A 19,757-nucleotide genomic window follows, 5' to 3' on the forward strand; every position below is an offset into this window, starting at 1 on the left:
CATGCTCCCCGCAGGGCGCGGGTGTGAGCAAGTCGTTTCGCCTCAGGCGGCACGTCTGCGCCTGTCGCTGGTTGCGAGCATTCGAACCACCGGCAGAATGTCACCCATGACAGATACGCTCACGATCACCGTCATCGAGCCCGAGGAGCTCGCCCCCGTGGGGCGCCTGGGGGAGTGGCTCTTCGCTGAGGGGGCCGCTCTACGCATGGTGCGCCCCTGGCAGGGCGAGGCCATCCCCTGCCTGGACGAGGTCGGTGACGGCCTCGTGGTGCTGGGCGGTTCCATGAGTGCCCACGACGAGGCCGACCATCCCTGGCTGTCCGACCTGCGTGAGCTGCTGCGCGGCGTCGTCGCCGCCGACGTCCCCGCCATCGCCATCTGCCTGGGCGCCCAGGTGGCCGCCGAGGCCCTGGGCGGCACCACGGCCGTGCCGGCGCTGGGTAACGACGAGGTCGGCGTCGTCGAGCTGACCATCACGCCCGCCGGCGAGAGCGACCCAGTTTTCGGACAGGTGGCCGCCGAGGCCGTCCGCGCCGCCCACCGCGCCGGGATCTCCACCGCCGGTGGCACCCGCTTCCCCGTCATCGTCTCCCACCACGACGCCGTCACCCATCTGCCCGAGGCCGCCACCCTTCTGGCCTCCTCCGACCGCTCCCCGGTCCACACCTGGCGGGCGGGCCGGCTCCTGGCCTTCCAGCACCACCCCGAGTCGGACCCGGCGCGCGTGGCCTACTGGCGCACCCGCGACGCCCTGAACGACCTGGCCGGCACCATGGATGCGGCCTCGCTCAAGGCCGCCCGCAACGCCCTGGAGGTGGCCGCCGGCCGGAGCGCCGCACCGGGTGCCGCCGGAACCCACGGGGCGACGGCCGCGGACCTGCCCGAAGCAGCCGCCAGCGCCGGGGCCTCGGCCCGCGAGGCGGCAGAGGGCGTCGACCCCGTGATCCAGGCCTTCGGGCGCACCTTGGCGCGGGTCCTCGTGCGCAACGTGCGCGCCCGCCGCCTGGCGCGCTGAACGCGCTGACCTTCCAGCCCGTCGTCGGGCTCAGAGGTCCTCGGCGTCGATGATGGCGTAGGCGTAGCCCTGCTCGGCCAGGAAGCGCTGGCGGTGGGCCGCGTACTCCTGGTCGGCGGTGTCGCGGGCGACGACCGTGTAGAAGTGGGCCTGGCGGCCGTCCTCCTTGGGGCGCACGATCCGGCCGAGCCTCTGGGCCTCCTCCTGGCGTGAGCCGAAGGAGCCCGAGACCTGGACGGCCACGCTCGCCCCGGGCAGGTCGATGGAGAAGTTCGCCACCTTGGAGACCACGAGAGTGCGGATCTCCCCAGAGCGGAAGGCGTCGTAGAGGCGCTGGCGCTCGCGCACCGTCGTCGAGCCGGTGATGACCGGGGCGTCCAGGTGCTCGGCGATTTCGGTGAGCTGATCCACGTACTGGCCGATGACGAGGGCCGACTCGCCCTCGTGGCGGGCCAGGAGGGCATCGATGATCGGCATCTTGCGCGGTGAGCAGGCGGCCAGGCGGTAGCGCTCCTCGGGCTCGGCGGTCGCGTAGGCCATGCGCTCGCCGGCGTCGAGGGTCAGGCGCACCTCGGTGCAGATCGCCGGGGCGATCCAGCCCTGGTTCTCCAGGTCCTTCCAGGGGGCGTCGTAGCGCTTGGGGCCGATGAGGCTGAAGACCTCGTCCTCGCGGCCGTCCTCGCGCACGAGGGTCGCGGTCAGGCCCAGACGTCGGCGCGCCTGCAGGTCCGCGGTCATCCGGAAGATCGGGGCGGGTAGGAGATGGACCTCGTCGTAGACGATGAGCCCCCAGTCGTGGGAGTCCAGCAGGTCCAGGTGCGGGTAGATGCCCTTCCGGCGGGTGGTCAGGACTTGGTAGGTGGCGATCGTGACGGGGCGGACCTCCTTACGCGAGCCGGAGTACTCGCCGATCTCGTCCTCCGTCAGGGTGGTGAAGCGGATGAGTTCCTCCTTCCACTGACGCGCCGAGACCGCGTTGGTAACCAGGATGAGCGTCGTCGTCGAGCTCCTGGCCATGGATGCGGCGCCCACGAGGGTCTTGCCGGCCCCGCAGGGCAGGACGACCACGCCGGAGCCTCCTGCCCAGAAGCTCTCCACCGCCTCGGACTGGTAGGGGCGCAGCTGGAAGGTGCTGGGGGAGTCTGTCAGGGTGATGGGGTGGGCCTCGCCGTCGACGTAGCCGGCCAGGTCCTCGGCTGGCCAGCCCAGCTTGATGAGCACCTGCTTGAGGTGGCCTCGCTCGGAGGGATGGACGATAACGTCGGCCTCCCCGAGTCGCTCGCCCAGCAGGCCCTTGGTGCGCTTGGAGCGCATGACCTCCTCCAGGACCGGCACATCGGTGGCGTGCAGGACCAGGCCATGGGCGGGGTCGGTGATGAGCTGGAGTCGACCGTAACGGCTCATCGTCTCGGCAATCTCGGTGAGCAGGGCGTGCGGCACCGGGAAGCGCGAGTAGGTGATGAGAGTGTGGACGACCGTCTCGGCGTCCAGGCCCGCGGCGCGCGCGTTCCACAGGGCCAGCGGAGTGATCCGGTAGGTGTGGATGTGCTCGGGGGCGCGCTCCAGCTCGGCGAAGGCGGCGATGGCGCGGCGGGCCTCGCCGGCCCCGGGGCGGGCGACCTCCAGGAGGACGGACTTGTCGGACTGGACGATGAGCGGGCCGTCGGGTGCCGACGACGCCGGGGACACAGAATCGCTGGGCGTAGCGGACATGGGCGGGAGTATCCCAAGGAGGGGTGCCGGGGCGCCGTGACGGACGAGACGTTCCTCTTCCAGCGGGAGGGGAGGCCCGGCCGGCTTCATGTCCGCGAGAGCGCACCTTACGGGCCGGATTCTGAGCTCCCGCAGCGGTGCGCGAGCCGTAGGGTACGAACGCGAGCCCCGGACGAACCTCGGGAGGCGCCAGGAACAGTGGAATCAGCCGGATCGTGTCCAAATCGGTGACAAAGGCCCGGTACGGACTCCAACCGGCGAAAGAAAACCGCATAATTCTGCGGTTCGTGTCGTCGGTGGTAGGGGTGCTCAGGCCCCTTTGTGACAGATTTGGACACCGGCGGCCCTAGGTGGCCTGAGACCTCATGGCCTGAGGCGGGGGCGGGTCTCCTTCCGCAGGAGGAGGAATCCACTCGGGCGGACTGTTTAGGGTGACGGCGTGAACAACGAGAACAGCGTGCCCGTCGACGGGCTGGAGACGCCGGGTTCCAGTGAAAGCGCCGAGAAGATGAAGACCCTTAAGAAGCCCGGAGTGATGTCCTCCCGCTGGTTCTTGCCGGTGGTACTCGGGGCCTCGATGGGCATCGTCATGGCCGTGATGATGGCCGTCATGATGCCGAAGCTCTGGTACCTGTGGATGTCCGTGGGATGGGGTATGGGATTTGCCATCGGCACGTCCCTTAGGTCGAGTGAGGCCTCAAAGCCCTCCGAGGTGGCGGTGAGCGAGTAACCGGCACTGGCTTCGCTCGTGCTCGCCTCCTCGCTCTTGTTCTGTGCTGTCCGTGAGCGGGGTGGGGGCGTATTTTGGTGCGGATGAGCCCTTCCGCCTCCACTCAGGACCTCGCCGTGCACCTGACGGCGCTGCCGGACCGCGAAGTCGCCGCCCTGCTGGTGGCGCGCCCGGACCTAGCCTCGCCGCCGTCCTCCTCCTTCCTGGCTCTGGCGACCCGGGCCGGGACACAGGGCAGTGTCGAGCAGGCGCTGGCCGGGCTGGACGCGTCGACGCTGGCCGTGGCCGAGGCGGTGGTGGCACTCAGCCGGCTCGACGAATCGGGGGAGGCCGAAGGAATTGGGTCGACCGAGGCAGCTGAGGACGGACGAGCCAGTGGAGCCGTCGGGACCGGTGGTGAGTCGGCCGACGACGGGCCTGTCGGCGATCCCGCCGACAACCCGGACAACGCCGACCTGGCCGGGCTGATCGCCGCCCGCCTGCCGTTGGAGACCGAGCAGGTCACTGAGGCGCTGGATCGCCTGAGCCGGCTGGCGCTCGTCATTGAGGGCCGACCCGTGGCCGCGCTGGAGGCGGCCTTCGGGCCGCACCCCTTCGGCCTGGGGCCCTGGGCCGCCGAGCCCCTGAGCGCCGAGCAGCTGCCGCCCACCCTGGAGGAGCTGAGCGAGGACGCCGCCCGCGGTGCCGGCGAGCCGATCGTCCCGACGGCCTCTGTGGAGATGCTCCAGGCCCTCACCTGGGGGCCGCCAGCCGGCACACTGCGCTCGGGCGGCAAGGTCCCGGGCGCGGCGCCACTCATCGAGCGCCACTGGTTGGAACGCAGTAGCGACGCCCAGGGACGCACCCGCTTCATCCTGCCGCGCCAGGTCGCCCTCGCCCTGCGCGGCGGCCGCCTGACGCGCGAGACCCTGACCGCCCCTGAGGCCGGCGACCTGGAGACGGTGGGCGGCAACGTCGTCGCCTCCGAGTCCTCCTTCCACGCTGAGGAGACTGTCCGGCTCGTGGGCGCGCTTCTGGAGGAGTGGGGCCGCGAGGGCGGGACGATCCGCCGCACCGGGGGAGTGAGCGTACGCGCCCTGACCCGCACTGCAGACGCCCTCGACCTCGAACCCGACGCGGCCGCCCGCATCATCGAGATCACCGCGGGCGCCGGACTCCTGGGACTCGACGACGACGGCACCACCTGGGTGCCCTCGACCCTCGCCGCAGGCTGGCTCGCCGACAGCCTCCCCCAGCGCTGGGCGCCGCTCGCCTTGGCCTGGGCGGGGAGCGCCCGTACCGCCTGGCTGACGGGCACCCGCGACGACGATGGGGCCCTGCGCGCCGTCCTCGGCCCGGACCTGGAGGCCGGGTGGGCGGCGCGCCTGCGCGCCCGTGTACTCGCGCTCCTGGGCGACCTCCCGCAGGGGGCGAGCGCGACCCCTGCCTTCGTGCGGGCGGCCCTGACCTGGGAAAGCCCCAGGCGTGCCATCCCCGGCGGGGCGATCTCAGCGGTCCTGGCCGAGGCCGAGACCCTCGGGATCACCGGTGGCCGCGCGCTCACCGAAGCCGGCAGAATCCTCGCCCGACGGGCGGCGGCGAGCCTCGATCAGCCGGAAGCCGGCCGTGGTGGCAGCGCCGGTAGCGCCGAGGGCACCGACGGAGGCGCGGTCGCCGAGGCGCCGTCGGACGACGAAACCCTGGCAGTGCTGGAGGCCGCGCTCGCCGCGGACCTGCCGGCCGCCGTCGACATGATCCTCGTTCAGTCCGACCTCACCGCCATCGTCCCGGGCCGGCCCGCCCCCGAACTGGCGGCCCTGCTGGAGCGTACGAGCGTGGTTGAGTCTCGCGGCGGGGCGCTCACGGTGAGGTTCACCCCCGAATCGGTGCGCGGCGCGCTCGACATCGGCTACAGCGCCGAGGAGATCATCGAGGCCATCGGACGCTACAGTCCCGCGCCCCTGCCGGACTCGCTGACCGTGCTCATCCAGGACGCGGCCCGCCACCACGGGACAGTGCGGGTGCGGGCCGTGGCCGCACTGCTGAGAGTTGGCGACGAGGCGACGGCCGCCGGGCTCCTGGCCGAGCCACGCCTGAAGGATCTTGGCCTCGCTGAGGTGGCCCCCGGGTTTCTCGTGGCCACGGCGAGCGCCGGGCAGGTGCTGCGCGAGCTGCGCGCTAACGGGCTGGCGCCGGTGACCGAGGACGCGAGCGGTCACCTGGTGGTCGGGCCGGCCACCGCGCAGCAGGCGCGCCGGGCTCCTGAGCCGTCACGACCCGGCAGCGAGCACTCGGTAAGGCGGCGTCGGCCGGGCAGACGCGAGCTGGCGACCCTGGTGGGCAGGCTCCGCGTGGGGCAGGAGGCACTGCAAGCCGCCGGAGAAACGGCTGTGGCCACCGACCCGGTACACGCCCTGGCAATTCTGCGCCAGGCGCAGTCCTCGCGCTCGCGGCTGCGGCTGAGTCTGGCCGGTCCCGACGGCGCCGTGCAGGAGCGGCAGGTGCGGGTCATGGCCGTGGAACCCGGGCGGGTGCGCCTGCGCGACGTCGTGCGCGAGACCGAACTGACCGTGGCCGTCCACCGTATCGTCTCGGTCGAGGCGGAGTGAGTGCTGCCCCGCTTGATGATGTTCTCTTCACCGACGACGGCGGGGTCTTGCGTCGTTGGTGAAGAGGACATCGCGGTGTGGGGAGGTGGGGGTGTTGGGGGTTAGTGTCCTTGGGCTTCTTCGGCGTCGTCAGTGAGGTAGGTGATGATGCGTACGAGGTCGTAGGGGGTGGAGGTTTCGGTGGTGGTGATGGTGCCTTCGACTGTGTGCCAGTCGGTGTGGCCGGTGGGGCGGTATCTGGTTGTCCAGGTGGTGGTCAGGGTGGTGGTGATGTTCTTGTCGGTGTGTTTGTAGTGGTGGGTGACGGTGTGGTTTGGGTAGGGGGCTCCGGGGTCGGTGGTGGTTGTGGTGGTTCCGTCTCCCCAGTTCCAGGTGTAGGAGATGGGGGTGAATTCGACGTCGATTGCTGTGTCGAGGATGGTGGTGGTCTGGTAGCGGGGGGTGGGGTTGGTGTAGACGATGAAGGCTTTGGAGATGATGACTTTCGGGCCGGGTGGTTGGCGGGTGATGCCCGAGCCCTGTGCGATGAGTGTGGCGGCCTCGCGCACGGTGACGGTGACCGTGCGGGGACCGTTCCCGGCGGGCGCATCGTTCTGGGGATCGCTGGGCTGGAACATCCTGTTGTACATGCAGTCCATATCCGGTATCTGACCGCCGTTGCTAACGCAGTCCTGATGGGGCTGCTCCTCCCACATCGACGGGTCAGAGGCCGTTACCTTCGGACGAGGCGGCGACGCAGGATCACCAGAACTCGAATCGGGAACCTGAATTTCTTGAGACGATTCCCCAGTAACTTCCGACCTGCTCCCAGAGTTTTTTCCATCGATAGTTGGAGTAGGTGAGCGATGGTCGCTTCGGGCTGCGGTGGCGGCAAATGATGCAAAAGAGGTAATTAGCATCACAGCAAGAAGGCGTTTCATTTTGGAATCACCTCTCCTTCGCCGATCATCCAGCGGCCATTGATGTATCGAACTCCGAGCTTAAGTTCCCGATCTTCATCGGGTTCGGAGACAGAAGGTCCGCTATCTGGATAGAACCAAGTCATTTGGCCGTAGCTAATGTGGACATGAATAAGGTTGTAGTTGTACCCTTCGAGTTTTTCGTAGTAACGGATATTCGTGATGTCCTGCTCCCACCGATTGGCCCATCCTCCCTCCTTGTGGAGCTCGGTCGCCTGATCGATGACTGAATTGCAGAAAACGCATCCGTTTTCGCTCATGGCTGCGAGTTCGGTGGTGTTGCCGGTCATGAAGGCGTAGCGGTAGAGCTCAAGGAAGTACTGGACGCTGCCCGTGGCGCCTCGCGCGGACTCCTCATCCATATGCAGAGGTTTGACGGGTGCGGGTTCGGCTAGGGCGGTGTCGCGCTGGGCCTTGAGTTCGGGGGTCAGGGCGGCCTCTCGGGAGGCGGTCGCTGAGGCGTTGGCGTCGGCGATCCCTTTCTCGGCCCGGGCGACGGCCGCAGACGCGCTGGCACTGGCGCTGGCACTGGCCTCCGCCCGGGCGTCCTTCAGCGCGCAGCCCGCCGCCCCCAGGGCCAGGACGCATACCACCGCCAAACCGGCGGCCGCCCGGCGGAGCCCCAGATGAGAACCGGACCGCCCGTACTCGGTTGTGGATCGCCTCGAGTGCGCAGGCCTTGGGGATCGTAGGGACGTACTCATCACCGATAGCCTCCTCGCCACCGAAACAACTCCTCACACCACCGGGACGGGCGGCAGTGCCCGTCCGAGCGGTGTATTGACATTACCTGCACACACGCCCCGACCGCCAGACTTTGACACGGCCCTGTGGAAAACCCCCGGAACAGAACCCCGCCGACCGGTTCCCTGCCCGTCGGCTTCACGGTGCGCCCTGATCGTGACTTGGGACGATCCGCGCCATTCGAGCGTTCGGCCCAATTGCCCTGCCGTGTCGCATCGGCTGAGAGCTTCTGGAGAGAGGTGTGCCGCGGCCGACCCACCCGGGTCAGGGCAGTCTCAGACGCCTCCCCTACACTGGCCGGGTGACCGACACGATCGACTCTCACACCGACGCCTCAGACGCGCCCCCGATCGAGACCGAGCCCGGTTCGGGCGTCGCCACCGGGGCGCGTACCGCCACGGCGACCTTGGAGCGCCCAGCATCGGCCCCGACTCACCCGGAACCGACCCCCGTGCCGCGCGCCGGCTCCTTGCCCACCCCCGGCGAGCAGGCCCAGGCCGCCAAGGACAAGACCCTCACCTCCCCGGCCGCCGTCGAGCTCGCCCACCGCGCCCTGGAGGAGATCACCGACCCCATCACCATTGGCGAGTACCTCGCCGCAGCCCCCAACGCCGAACGCCTGGTCACCCACCTGTTCGACTGCACCCTGAGCGGCTACCGCGGCTGGCGCTGGGCCGTCACCCTCAGCCGCGTCCCGCGCAGCCGCACCGCCACTGTCTGCGAGATGGAGCTCCTCCCCGGAGAGGAGGCCCTCCTCGCTCCCGCATGGGTCCCGTGGGCCGAGCGCCTCGAACCCGGTGACATCACCCGCTCCGACCGCCTGCCCCGCAAGGAGACCGACGAGCGCCTCGAACCCGGGTGGGAGGCCACCGGCGAGGACGCCGACGCCGTCGCCCTGGACCAGCTCGACCTGGGCCGCCCCCGCGTCCTGAGCGCCCAGGGCGTCTCCAGCGCTGCCGAGCGCTGGTACGGCGGAGACCACGGCCCCGACGCCGAGGGTGTGCGCAAAGCCCACGCCACCTGCTCCACCTGCGGCTTCTTCGTGCCCATGGCCGGTGCCCTGCGCGCCATCTTCGGCGTCTGTGCCAACGAGTGGGCCACCGACGACGGCAGCGTCGTCTCCCTGGACCACGGCTGCGGTGCCCACTCCGAGACCGACCTGCCCGACCATGGCCCGGAGTGGCCCATCAACCCCTCACGAGTCGACGACCACCTCATGGTGCCTTTGAGCACCAATGGGCTCGACCTGCGCGAAGGGCAGAGCATCGCCGAACTCGCGGCCCAGCAGTCGGGCAACGACGTCGACAACGATGAAGACGGCGCCAACGGCGGGACCGACGACGCTACAGCCCAGAGCGCGGCAGACGCGCCTGGTTTGAACTCCGATCCTGATCCCTCGAACCAGGACGTTGACACTCTGCCCGACGACGTCGCGAGCAATGGTGTTGAGACCGCCACCGACTCGGCCGCGGATGCCGCCGCCCCCGTGGCCGAGGCCGACGAGGATAGCCGCAGCCGCCTGCTGGAGCTCGACCTCGCAGACCTCGGGCAGAGGGCTGCCGCTGCGGCGTCGGCCCCATCGGCCTCCGACACCGCCGAGGTCCTCACAGCAGCCGCGGAGCCGACGTCGTCGACCCCCGCCAGCGTCGAAACCGGTGACTCGCCCAGTGAACGCGCCGCCTCGGCCCGCGCTGCCGTGGCTGGCCTGTCCCTCGCGCTCGGGATCGACACGCCCCAGGATGGCGCCTCCGCCGAAGAGACCGAGGGCATAGACGCCGACAGCGACGACCATCTCGCGCCGCGTACCCTCGCCGAGCTCGAGGCCATCCTGCCCGACCGCTCCTGACACACCCTCAGCCGCGGTCGGTGATCATGTCGCAGCGAGGCGCTTGGCAGTCGCCAGCACCTTATCCAGCATCGCCTCGGTGAGCCGCCCGGTGAACGTGTTCTGCTGACTGGGGTGATAGCTGCCGAGCAGTGTCACCGGCCTGCCATCGGGCCTGGTCAGTTCCGCCGTCACCCCGTGGCCGAAGCGCGGTTGAGGGCGGGGGAGGGTCCACCCCGCCTCGCGAGTGACCCGTAGCGCCGCGCTCCATCCGATCCCGCCCAGCGCCAGCAGAACCTTGACCTCGGGCATGAGGGCGATCTCGCGGGCGAGCCATGGGGCGCAGGTGGTGCGCTCAACGGTTGTCGGCTTGTTGGCGGGCGGGGCGCAACGCACGGCTGCGCCCATGCGCGCCCCGATGAGCCGCTGCCCGTCACCGGCCGCCGTCGAGGTGGGTGACGCTGCCAGGCCTGCCCGGTAGAAGGCCGCCCACAGCCAGTCCCCGGAACGGTCCCCCGTGAACATGCGGCCGGTGCGGTTCGCCCCGTTGGCCGCGGGGGCCAACCCGACGACGTAGATGCGGGCATTCGTCGTTCCGACACTCGCCACCGGTCGCCCCCAGTACGGCTCGTGGGTGAAGGATGCGCGACGGCCGGTCCTGGCCACCTCCTCGCGCCAGGCCACGAGACGGTCACAGGCTCGACACACCGTGATCTGGGCATCGAGCGCAGGCAGATCCGATGATGCGCCGGCCAGGCGCGCCACGTCGGCGGCCGATCGGGCCACGGGTGTGGCGGTAGTGGCGGGATCGTCGGGCCACCCGGTCCCGGGAGGGACCGGGGAATCGAAGAGCGCTCCGGTGATGGGGTGCGGATCGGCCATGTCCTCATTGTGTACACGGGCAGAGCGATGCGGTGCCGGCTTCTGTCATCGGTGAAGGGCCGGCCCGTTCAGCGCGAGGAGGAGGCCCCATACGGGCCGACGGCGAGCCGCATGCCCTTGGGGTCGGAGACGAAACCGGCCTGGCGCAGCAGGTCACTCACGGTGCGGTCCAGTGCGCTGACGCCGTTGAGCGACTCCACCACCGTACGGTGCCGCCCCAGCGACGCCCCCTCGCGCGCCAGCGCACGCTGCCGCGCGACTACCAGGGCGCGTAAGGCGCATGTCAGTATCTCCGGCTCGGGCGTGTAGGAGATGAGCGCCTTGAGGTTCTCCGGGGCGTAGAGCACCGGTGTCCCCTCCATGAGGACGACGCTCGCGCCGCGGCGTCGCAGTGGTGCGCCGCCCGCCTCCTTGCGCTGCGGCCCGGCCTCGCCAATGCCGGTGGGCAATACGGGCTCGGGCCACGCCAACCCTCGGCCAACCAGGCAGGCCGGGTCCTTGAGATCGAGCACGACGCAGGCGCTACTCGCACCAACCGGGTTCTGGCTCAAGAACCGCAGCCGGTCAACGGTCTCCCGCTCGGCGAACTGGGCGGGGCCCAGGCCCTCGACGAATTCGCCGCGCAGGATGGCTCCGGTGTCCTCCATGCGTCGCAGTACGGGCATCAGCGGCACGAGCCCCCCGCTGTCTCCGAAAGACAGGGCGACGTCGCGGGAAACGACCCCGTACCGGTCCAGCAGCGACTCCACCTCGGCGATCGCCCGCTCCTCTGCGGAGACCGGGGCCTGCGAGAGTCGCAGCCACGAGGCCGAGGACAGCACGGAGGACAACCGCCCGGACGCGGTTCGCCCTCCGGCTCGCGGCATCCCGACCATGAGGCGCCTGCTGCGACGGCTGCGCACCCGACGCGCCGGAGCGCTGCGCGGCCCGGCCACGGGCTCCAGCGACCGGCGCACCGGCTCGAAGGAGCGACCCGTGGCGGCCCCCTCGCACACCAGTCGCCAGAGTTCCTTGGCGTCGTCTTTGGTGTCTTCCCCGGTGGCGCTTTCCCCGTTCTCCTCCGCGCCGCTGTTCCGCGGGATCTGAAACTCGGCCCGCGTCAGTGCCTCCCCGACCACCGGGGCAAGAGCCGAGTCCGTGGGGAAGAAGGCGATCTCCCCGAGCGCGACGACGTCGTCGACCCCGGCTGAGGCGGTCGAGCCCCACTCGCCCCCGCCCGTCTGCCCCGATTCCTTCTGGCTCGAGGCCGATTCCTCATGGGGACGCGCCTGCCAGACGACCTCCCCGGAGGCGATGAGCTCATCGAGCATGGCGGGACGGTAGTCGGCCACCCGGGCGGGCAGCACCACCGACTCCCACAGGCCGGCCGGCAGCCACACTCCCTCCAACCCGGCCAGGGCCTCCGCCAGGGTGTCGACGCCGCTGCCCGCTTCGCCCATCCCGGCCCGCTCCAGCACCAGACGCTGGAGGACCCTGGGTGCCACCGGCGCAATGGCGGCTCGCGCCCGGGCCAGGGAACGGTTGCGCACCCGGGACAGGACACCGGCCTCCACCCAACCCGCCTCGCCGAGGTCCACGAGGGAACCGTCCTCGACGAGCTCGCTCAGGGCGGCCCCGGCCGGCGACGCACCCACCCCGAAACGCTGCGCCACCTGCTCGGGCGCGATGAGAGCATGCACCCGGGCGTAGCGCAGCACGAGGTTTCCCAAGGGAGAACGGGCCGCCGCCGTCCGCACGGCCGTGCCGTCGGCCGCAGTGGACTCCATCAGTTCCGCAGCCCAGTCGGGCAGCTCCGTCCCCAGCGCCAGGAGCAGGTCGCTGGCGTCCTCGATCCGAGCCCAGTGCTCGCGCCCGCCGATAGTCACTCTCAGGGCCCGGCCGGCATCGGCGAGCTTGTCCACCGCCGCCCGGACGGCTGTGGACAGGTCCTCAACGCCCCCGGAGCCCTCGCGGCCGGTCCCGCCGGCATTACTGACCCCACCATCGCCGACGCCGGTGCACCTTTCGACCAGCTCCGTAAGGGTCAGCGGCCCGAGCTCGCGCAGAAGGTCGGCGATCCCCTCGGTATCGGCGCGCACCCGCCGGTCGGGCGCCAGGTGCTGGAGCTCGGCCTCGACCTCGGCCATGACCTCGTCGTCGAGCAGCTCGGCGATACCCCCGTCCCCCAGTAGCGCGTTGAGAGCCTTGGGATCCAGGGCCAGCAGCCGGGCCCGATGCTCGGCGTGCGGCAGGTCCTCCTGGTACAGCAGCGTGCTGGCGTAGCCGAACAGGAGCGGATGGGCGAAGGGGGAGGGCTCGGCGGTGACGGCCTCGACGATGCGCACTCGACCGGAGCCCAGGCGTTCCATGAGACCGGTGAGCGCGGGCAGGTCGTAGTACTCCTGAAGGCATTCGCGCGCCGCTTCCACGCTGATGGGGAAGTCCTGGAACTGGCGGGCGGCCTCGAGCAGCTGGCCCGCCTTGACCCGTTGCAGCCACAGTGGCGTGCGGTGCCCCGGACGTGTGATGGGCATGAGTAGGGCGCGCGCGGCGCATTCGCGGAACCGGGCGGCGAACAGCGCCGTCTCATCGATCCGGCCGCGCACCAGGGCAGAAATCTCAGCGGGGTCGAAGACGGCGAGCTCGGCCCCCGGGAGACGCCCCTCGAGCGGCGGGATGTGCAGGACGATGCCGTCGTCGGCCGCCATCACCTGCGGTTTGATGCCCAGTACCCGGTGCACCCGCTCCCGGATCGCCATCGCCCAGGGCTCGTGGACTCGCCGCCCCAGCATGCTGTGGAGGATGAGCCGCCAGCTGCCGGACTCGTCCCGGTTGCGTTCCAGGACCAGAGTTTCATCGGTCGGGAGCACTCCGGTGGCGGAGCGCTGCTCGCGCAGGAGCCCCACGAGGTTGTCACGCGCGTAGGCATCCAGCCCTGCATCTGCGAGCCGACGCCGTAGCGCCCGCTCGGCCCGCGGCGCCCCGGTGTCCGGCCCGGTGCCCTCCTGTTCCGGCAGACCGGCCTGCGCCTCCCGCAGGAAAACCCCCTTGGCAAGCCCGGTGGCCATCGGCCGCCCCAGGCCCTCACCCCTCCAGAACGGCAGGCGGGCGCTGCGTCCCTCGACGGGGTCGACGACGACCCGGTCACCCGTGATCTGCCGGATCCGCCAGCTCGACGTCCCCAGCGTGATGACGTCACCCGGACTGGACTCGTGCACCATCTCCTCATCGAGCTCGCCGACCCTGCGCCGCCCGGCCTCCTCGGCACCCTCGGGCAGGACCACCGGGAACATGCCCCGGTCCGGAATCGTGCCCGACGACGTCACGGCCAACCGCTGCGCGTTCGGCCGGGCACTGAGCCGGCCGGTGGCGCGGTCCCACACGAGCCGGGGCGAGAAGTCGGCCAGGTCGGCCGAGGAGAAACCCCCGGACAGCAGCGTGAGAACCGACTCGAAGGCCCGACGCGGCAGCGAGGCGTAGGGCGCCGCCCGCGTGACGGTGGCGAACCAGGCGTCCGCCGTCATGTCCTCCGTGCTCACCGCGGCAACCGTCTGCTGGGCCAGGACGTCCAGCGCATTGGGCACCAGAGCCGTGCGCTCGATCGCCCCGGCCCGCATCCCCTCGGAGGCGACGACGGCGTCCACCAGATGGGTCCGTTCTACCGGGTAGATGACGCCGCGGGGCCGCCCGCCCACCCGGTGGTCGGCCCGCCCCACCCGCTGCAGTCCCGCCGCGACCGACGGAGGTGGCGCCACCTGGAGCACCAGGTCGACGGAACCGATATCGATCCCGAGCTCGAGTGAAGCCGTGGCCACCACGCACCGCAGCTCACCCGAGGCCAGCCGGCGCTCCACCTCCAAGCGCTGCTCCTTGGAGACCGACCCGTGGTGCGCCCGGGCGATGACGGGCGTGCCCTCCGGCATCGGCTCGGTGTGCGCGGCGGTGCCCATCTCCCAGGACTCGCGGTGAACCGGCTCCCGGGACTCTGACCGCGGTAGGAGCTGTGACTCGGGCTGCGCCCCGAGACCGGTCCCGCTGCGCGCGGCATAGGTCTCGTTGAGACGGGCGGTCAGCCGCTCGCAGGCTCCACGGGAGTTGACGAACACCAGGGTCGTGCGGTGGGCGAGGACCTGGTCGAGGATCGCATTCTCCAGGTGGGGCCAGATGGAGCCCGACACCCGGGCCGGTCCCGCTGCCCCCGTTCCATGGTTCGCCCCGGCCCGCCCCGCTCGTTCGGCCTGCTCCGTCTGCCCCTCCACCATGGCTCGGCGCAGCGCCCTATCCGAGCGCCACGCATCCCCCGTCCCAGCCCGTCCGAGCCCCGAGAACCGCCTCGCGGTGCCGAGCGAGGGGGATCCCATCGCCCGCTCCATCCGGGTGTGCCGATCCGCGATCACCGGGATGCGAGCCATGTTCTCCACCGGGACGCTCACCGTCACCTCCGGTGTCGCCCGGCCGTCGTCGTCGACGATCGTCACCGGGCGCGTTCCGCCGAGGAACCGCGCTACCTCCCCGTGGGGCGAGACCGTTGCGGACAGGCCCACGCGCTGCGCCGGGCGCCCCAGGAGGTCGTCGAGGCGTTCCAGGGAGAGCGCCAGGTGCGTGCCGCGCTTGGAGCCCGCGAAGGAGTGGATCTCATCGACGATGACGCTCTCCACTGTTCGCAGCGTCTCGCGCGCGGCGCTAGTGAGCATGAGGTACAGCGACTCCGGCGTTGTGATGAGGATTTCCGGCGGATGCGTGCGCAACCGACGACGCTCCCGCGCGGGCGTGTCCCCCGAGCGCACTCCCACCGAGATGGGGCGGGTGGGGCCGACGGCGCTGATCCCCGCCAGCGGCCGGCGCAGGTTGCGCTCGATGTCGACCCCCAGCGCCTTGAGCGGTGAGATGTAGAGGACCCGCACGCCGTCGGCCGGATTCTCGTCCTCGCCAGGCGCTCCGGTCGCAGTCTCCGCCTCGTCGAGCCGGCCCAGGTGATCGATGGCCGACAGGAACGCCGCCAGCGTCTTGCCCGAGCCGGTCGGGGCGATGACCAGTGCGTTCTCTCCCCGACCGATCGCCGTCCAGGCCCGCTTCTGCACGGTGGTGGGCCCGGCGGGAAAGGCGTTGAGGAACCAGGTCCGGGTGGTCTGCGAGAGGCTCTCCCACCCCGGCCCGCGGGCACCGGCCGCATCGGCCCGGTCATGACCCGTCTCCGTCATACCCGGTGTCATACCCGGCACCCCCTACTCGCCCCATGTCGCCTCATGGCCTCGGCGACCATTTTTCCACGAGGGTCTGACGGCTATCCGTGTTGCTTCTCCCCGGGCCGGCCGGGGGAGAAGCGGACAGCGCCGACGCGCTGAGAGACCAGCTCCCTGCGCGGAGCCGATATAGCCTGCGACGGTGGCGGGAGAGCATCCCCGTCTCTGCTCTCCCACCGCCGCCGCAGGGGACTGGGTCAGGACTCCCCGGCGGGGGAGCCGTCGGAGTCGGGCTCGCCGGTCCGGGCCTCGGAGTCTCGAGGAGCGTCGTCACCGGTCGCAAGGGGCGTCGAGGCCTCATCCGTCCCCTGGTTCTTCCCGCCTCGCTTGATGACGACGAAGGACACGCCCAGGGCGGCCAGTAGCACGACCCCTCCACCAACCAGCCACAACGGGTTGAGGTCGTGCGAGTCCTTGGCCTTGGTCTGCGAGCCCGAGTCGCCGTCGTCGGCGGAGATCGTCTTCGTGATCCAGTCGTACTGCTCGGCCAGGGGAGTGCATGTGAAGTGACTGGAGGATGTGGCCTCGGGATCGTTCTCATCAATGCTCGCAGTGAGAACCGCCGCCACCTTGTCCCCGACGAATACAGGACCGCCGGAGTCCCCCGGTTGGGTCTTGGCGCCGTTACTGAGGTCGACGCTCAGGGACTGCTTGCCGTCGAAGAGGGTGAAATCCGCGATGCCCGTGATGCTGCCGGTCGCCTTGGGCAGTGTCTTGGTACCGCCTGAGCCGTCGGAGGACCAGCCGTAGACCGTCACCTCGCCGGAGGAGGGCACCGTGTCGGCGATCTTAGGGTAGCTGGAGAGCTTCATGTCCTCCGTGGTGTGCATGAGCGTGATGTCGCCGGCGGGGGCCTTCTCCCACCGGTCGACGTCAACGACGCGCTGCTTGTCGCCCTGGCCGATGCGCACGGAGGACCCGGAGACGTTGGGGGAGCCCTCGACGCAGTGCCGGGCGGTCACCACCCATCGCGGGGCGATCGCGGTGCCGGTGCAGTTGCCGCTGGGATCGCCCTCCTCACCGATCTTCTCGGAGACGACGGCGGTACTGACGGCGTCGTCTCCGGCCACGTCGGGGCTCATGAGCGCGTGCGCTGCGCCAGCCGGAAGGAGCGCAAGGGCGGTGACGGCGAGAAGGCTGTGGGCGCGCACGAGTGAACGAGGAAGGCGGGGGCGGTAGGGGAGCGACGGGGAATCCGGGAGCGTGGCGGTGGGTGACATGGTGTTCTCCTCTGGCCTGGGTAGTGGTGCGGTGTTGCGGAGATGAAGGCGCTCGTGCAGATGCCGGTGAGCGCGGGGCGGTCGTGGTTCAGGTGAGTTCGGGAATGGTCCGGCCGGGACGTCCCTGGTCGGTTGCGGTTCGGATGAGCCGGCGCAGCGCCCACTCCAGGGGACCGTGGTCGAACCTCAGACGGATGATCGTGGCCAGTGCCAGGGTGAACAGGATCGTGGCGGCTCCCAGGACCGGCATGCGCAGCGGGGCGTCGTCGGAGAGGAAGCGCCCGGCGCTCAGGACGTGACACACGTAGACGGTCAGAGACATCGAGCCCATGGCCTGGAGCGGGAAGGCCAGTCGGCTCGCCCAGCCGGTGCGAGTCCCCCTGAAGACCAGGAGGCACAGGGAAACGACGGACAGCGCCCCGCCCGCCGTCGCAACGATGTCGATCAGCGCTCCGGAGTGGGTAACCGGGTCGATGAGCATCATGGGGATGATGGTGCTCAGCTCGTCGGAGGAGACCGCGGCGACGACGTCGATGGTGTTGCGCGCTACGGCCCCGGCGACGGCGAGGGGCAGGCCGATGACCGCGGTGAGGACCTGGGCGCGGGTGCTGCCCGTAACGAGACGGTGAGCAAGCAGCCCGATGATCATGTAGCTGGCCCAGGCGAAGGCCGGGTACGCCCCCGTCAGCGCCTGTGAGGGCACTCCGACGGTGGCGTCGAGGACGTGGCAGACGGCGGAGAGGATGATCGTCCACGCGAGGACGACCATGAGGGTGCGGGTGCGCCAGCGCGGTGCGCAGGCCAGGGCGATGTAGCAGATGCCGAAGGCCGTGAGCACCACGTTGATGGTGCCGGCGAAAGGCGTGATCGCCTCACCCAGAACAATGAGGATGACGCCGCGCACGAGGAGCCCGTGACGTGATGCCGCCAGCGCCGGCCCTCCCTCACGGACCCCGCGCGAGCCCATGATGGACAGCGACATACCGGCCAGCACGGCGAACAGGGCGGAGGGGAACCCGCGAACGATCTCGGCTGGCCACCCCTCGGGCTCCATGAGATGGGCCACCACCATGCCGATCAGCGCCAGGGCCCTGGCGATGTCTAGCCCGATGATGCGCCGTCGGGGCCGGGAATGCGTCGTCGATGGCGCTGCCGACGAGGTGCCCGACGACCTGGCGGGCGCGGTCCTCGGCGATGCGTTCGACGTCGTTGGACGGCCCGTCGGTTCGATTGAGCCAGCTGTCTGCACGAGGCCAGACTTTAGGGACGCCGCTGTTGTGATGGTGTAAATAGTTCTACCGATGGCCTCAATAACGCATCGCGTTGCGGTGACGCAACTGTTTGGTTTCGCTCAGCGCTTGACGATCTGGAAGAATGCCGCCGTGAGCACACGTCATCCCACGAAGTCCTTATCGTCGTCTTCGTCCTCTCCCGGCAGCGCGTCCTGGCTGGACCGTTATTTCCACATCTCCGAGCGCGGTTCGACCATCTCCCGCGAGGTCCGTGGCGGCATCGTCACCTTCTTCTCGATGAGCTACATCCTCGTCCTCAACCCCGCCATCCTGTCCAAGGCGAGCCCTCCGGGAACCGAGGCCCAACTCGCCGCCGGCACCGCCTTCGTCGCCGCGATCATGACGATCCTCATGGGTGTCGTCGCCAACTACCCGATGGCACTGGCCGCCGGCCTGGGCATCAACGCGATGGTCGCCTACACCCTCGTGGGCACCCAGGGCATGACGTATGCCGACGCCATGGGGCTCATCGTCATCGAGGGCGTCATCATCCTCGTCCTGGTGCTCACCGGCTTCCGCGAGGCCGTCTTCAAGGCGGTCCCCGATCAGCTCAAGACTGCGATCTCCGTGGGCATCGGCCTGTTCATCGCGCTCATCGGCCTGGTGGACGCCAAGATGGTGCGCCGCGGTGGCACCCCCTTGGAGTTGGGCCTGGGCGGTTCCCTCCAGGGATGGCCGGTTATCGTCTTCCTCTTCGGCCTCTTCCTCACGGTCGTGCTCCACGTGCGCAAGGTCCGCGGGGCCATTCTCATCGGTATCGCCTCTGCCACGGTCCTGGCCATCGTCATCGACGCCTTCGTCCACCTGGGCCCCTTCAACGACGACCCGAAGAACGGCCCCCTCAACCTCACCGGCTGGTCCCTGTCCGAGCCGCGCTTGAGCGGCTTCCCGGTGGACCTGCCGAGCCTGTCGACGCTGGGCCACTTCAGCCTGCTGGGCAGCATCCACAAGGTCGGGATCGTCTCGGTGATCCTCCTGGTCTTCTCCTTGCTCCTGGCCGACTTCTTCGACACGATGGGCACCATGGTCGCTATCGGCGCCGAGGGCGACCTGCTCGACGAGCACGGCAACCCGCCCAGAACCCGTGAGATCCTCGTCGTCGACTCCCTGGCCGCCATCGCCGGCGGTGTGGGAGGGGTCTCCTCGAACACCTCCTACGTCGAGTCCGCCGCGGGCGTGGGGGAGGGGGCCCGCACGGGCCTGGCCTCAGTGGTCACCGGCTGCATGTTCGCCCTGTCCATGTTCTTCGCCCCGCTGGTCAAAATGGTCCCCTACGAGGCGGCCACCCCGGCGCTCGTCGTCGTCGGCTTCCTCATGATGATGCAGGTGACCGACATCGACTGGAAGTCCCCGGAGATCGCCCTGCCGGCCTTCCTGACCATCATCATGATGCCCTTCTCCTACTCGATCACTAACGGCATTGGGGCAGGCTTCGTCTCCTACCTGATTGTCGAGGTGGCCCAGGGACGCGCCCGCAGGATCCACCCGCTCATGTGGGCGGCCTGCGCGATGTTCGTCATCTACTTCACCCTCGCCCCGATCAAGGCGATCCTCGGCGTCTCCTGAC

General features: G+C 70.0%; 12 protein-coding genes. 5 read left to right on the forward strand and 7 right to left on the reverse strand.

Annotated elements, in window-relative coordinates; all coding sequences use genetic code 11:
* The first annotated feature begins 106 nt into the window (after positions 1–106).
* Positions 107–1,015, forward strand: a complete 909-nt coding sequence (locus FK256_RS12635; RefSeq protein WP_141424983.1) for a type 1 glutamine amidotransferase — start codon at positions 107–109, stop codon at positions 1,013–1,015.
* A 30-nt stretch (positions 1,016–1,045) separates the two neighbouring features.
* Here the strand turns inward: FK256_RS12635 and FK256_RS12640 are convergent, their stop codons facing one another.
* Positions 1,046–2,728 (reverse strand): DNA repair helicase XPB, encoded by a 1,683-nt coding sequence (locus tag FK256_RS12640; RefSeq protein ID WP_141424984.1) that lies wholly within the window; start codon positions 2,726–2,728, stop codon positions 1,046–1,048.
* 439 nt (positions 2,729–3,167) lie between these two features.
* Here FK256_RS12640 and FK256_RS12645 point away from each other — a divergent pair, with 439 nt between their 5' ends.
* A complete protein-coding gene (locus tag FK256_RS12645) occupies positions 3,168–3,458 on the forward strand; it encodes a hypothetical protein (protein ID WP_141424985.1) in 291 nt (96 codons plus the stop codon).
* A gap of 83 nt (positions 3,459–3,541) precedes the next feature.
* Positions 3,542–6,046, forward strand: a complete 2,505-nt coding sequence (locus tag FK256_RS12650; RefSeq protein ID WP_244936431.1) for a helicase-associated domain-containing protein — start codon at positions 3,542–3,544, stop codon at positions 6,044–6,046.
* A gap of 101 nt (positions 6,047–6,147) precedes the next feature.
* On the opposite strand, the gene FK256_RS14915 is transcribed toward FK256_RS12650, so the two are convergent.
* Together FK256_RS14915 and FK256_RS12660 are read right to left on the reverse strand one after the other, a co-directional pair.
* Positions 6,148–6,966, reverse strand: coding sequence for a zinc transporter (locus FK256_RS14915; RefSeq protein WP_425321596.1), 819 nt, complete (start codon positions 6,964–6,966; stop codon positions 6,148–6,150).
* A complete protein-coding gene (locus tag FK256_RS12660; RefSeq protein WP_141424988.1) occupies positions 6,963–7,598 on the reverse strand; it encodes a DUF6318 family protein in 636 nt (211 codons plus the stop codon). Before FK256_RS12660 ends, FK256_RS14915 begins: the two co-directional genes overlap by 4 nt.
* A 452-nt stretch (positions 7,599–8,050) precedes the next feature.
* Here FK256_RS12660 and FK256_RS12665 point away from each other — a divergent pair, with 452 nt between their 5' ends.
* Positions 8,051–9,595, forward strand: coding sequence for a DUF3027 domain-containing protein (locus tag FK256_RS12665; protein WP_244936435.1), 1,545 nt, complete (start codon positions 8,051–8,053; stop codon positions 9,593–9,595).
* A gap of 24 nt (positions 9,596–9,619) precedes the next feature.
* Here FK256_RS12665 and FK256_RS12670 read toward each other — a convergent pair whose 3' ends face one another.
* The 4 genes from FK256_RS12670 to FK256_RS12685 form a co-directional block, all read right to left on the reverse strand.
* The gene (locus FK256_RS12670; RefSeq protein ID WP_141424990.1) at positions 9,620–10,456 is read right to left on the reverse strand and encodes a uracil-DNA glycosylase; all 837 of its coding nucleotides are present in this window, start codon (positions 10,454–10,456) and stop codon (positions 9,620–9,622) included.
* A gap of 68 nt (positions 10,457–10,524) precedes the next feature.
* Positions 10,525–15,648: a DEAD/DEAH box helicase gene (locus FK256_RS12675; RefSeq protein ID WP_141424991.1), complete on the reverse strand. Its 5,124-nt coding sequence runs from the start codon at positions 15,646–15,648 to the stop codon at positions 10,525–10,527.
* A gap of 227 nt (positions 15,649–15,875) precedes the next feature.
* Entirely contained in the window at positions 15,876–16,898 is a 1,023-nt protein-coding gene (locus tag FK256_RS12680) for a trypsin-like serine protease (protein ID WP_141424992.1), read from the reverse strand.
* An 88-nt stretch (positions 16,899–16,986) separates the two neighbouring features.
* On the reverse strand, positions 16,987–18,147 hold the full coding sequence (locus FK256_RS12685) for a DUF418 domain-containing protein (RefSeq protein WP_141424993.1): 1,161 nt from the start codon (positions 18,145–18,147) through the stop codon (positions 16,987–16,989).
* Between the two features lie 52 nt (positions 18,148–18,199).
* On the opposite strand from FK256_RS12685, the gene FK256_RS12690 reads away from it, so the two are divergent.
* Positions 18,200–19,756: an NCS2 family permease gene (locus FK256_RS12690; RefSeq protein WP_244936439.1), complete on the forward strand. Its 1,557-nt coding sequence runs from the start codon at positions 18,200–18,202 to the stop codon at positions 19,754–19,756.
* The last annotated feature ends 1 nt before the right edge of the window (position 19,757 follow it).

The organism is Actinomyces johnsonii, assembly GCF_006546835.1.
Taxonomy (GTDB): domain Bacteria; phylum Actinomycetota; class Actinomycetes; order Actinomycetales; family Actinomycetaceae; genus Actinomyces; species Actinomyces johnsonii.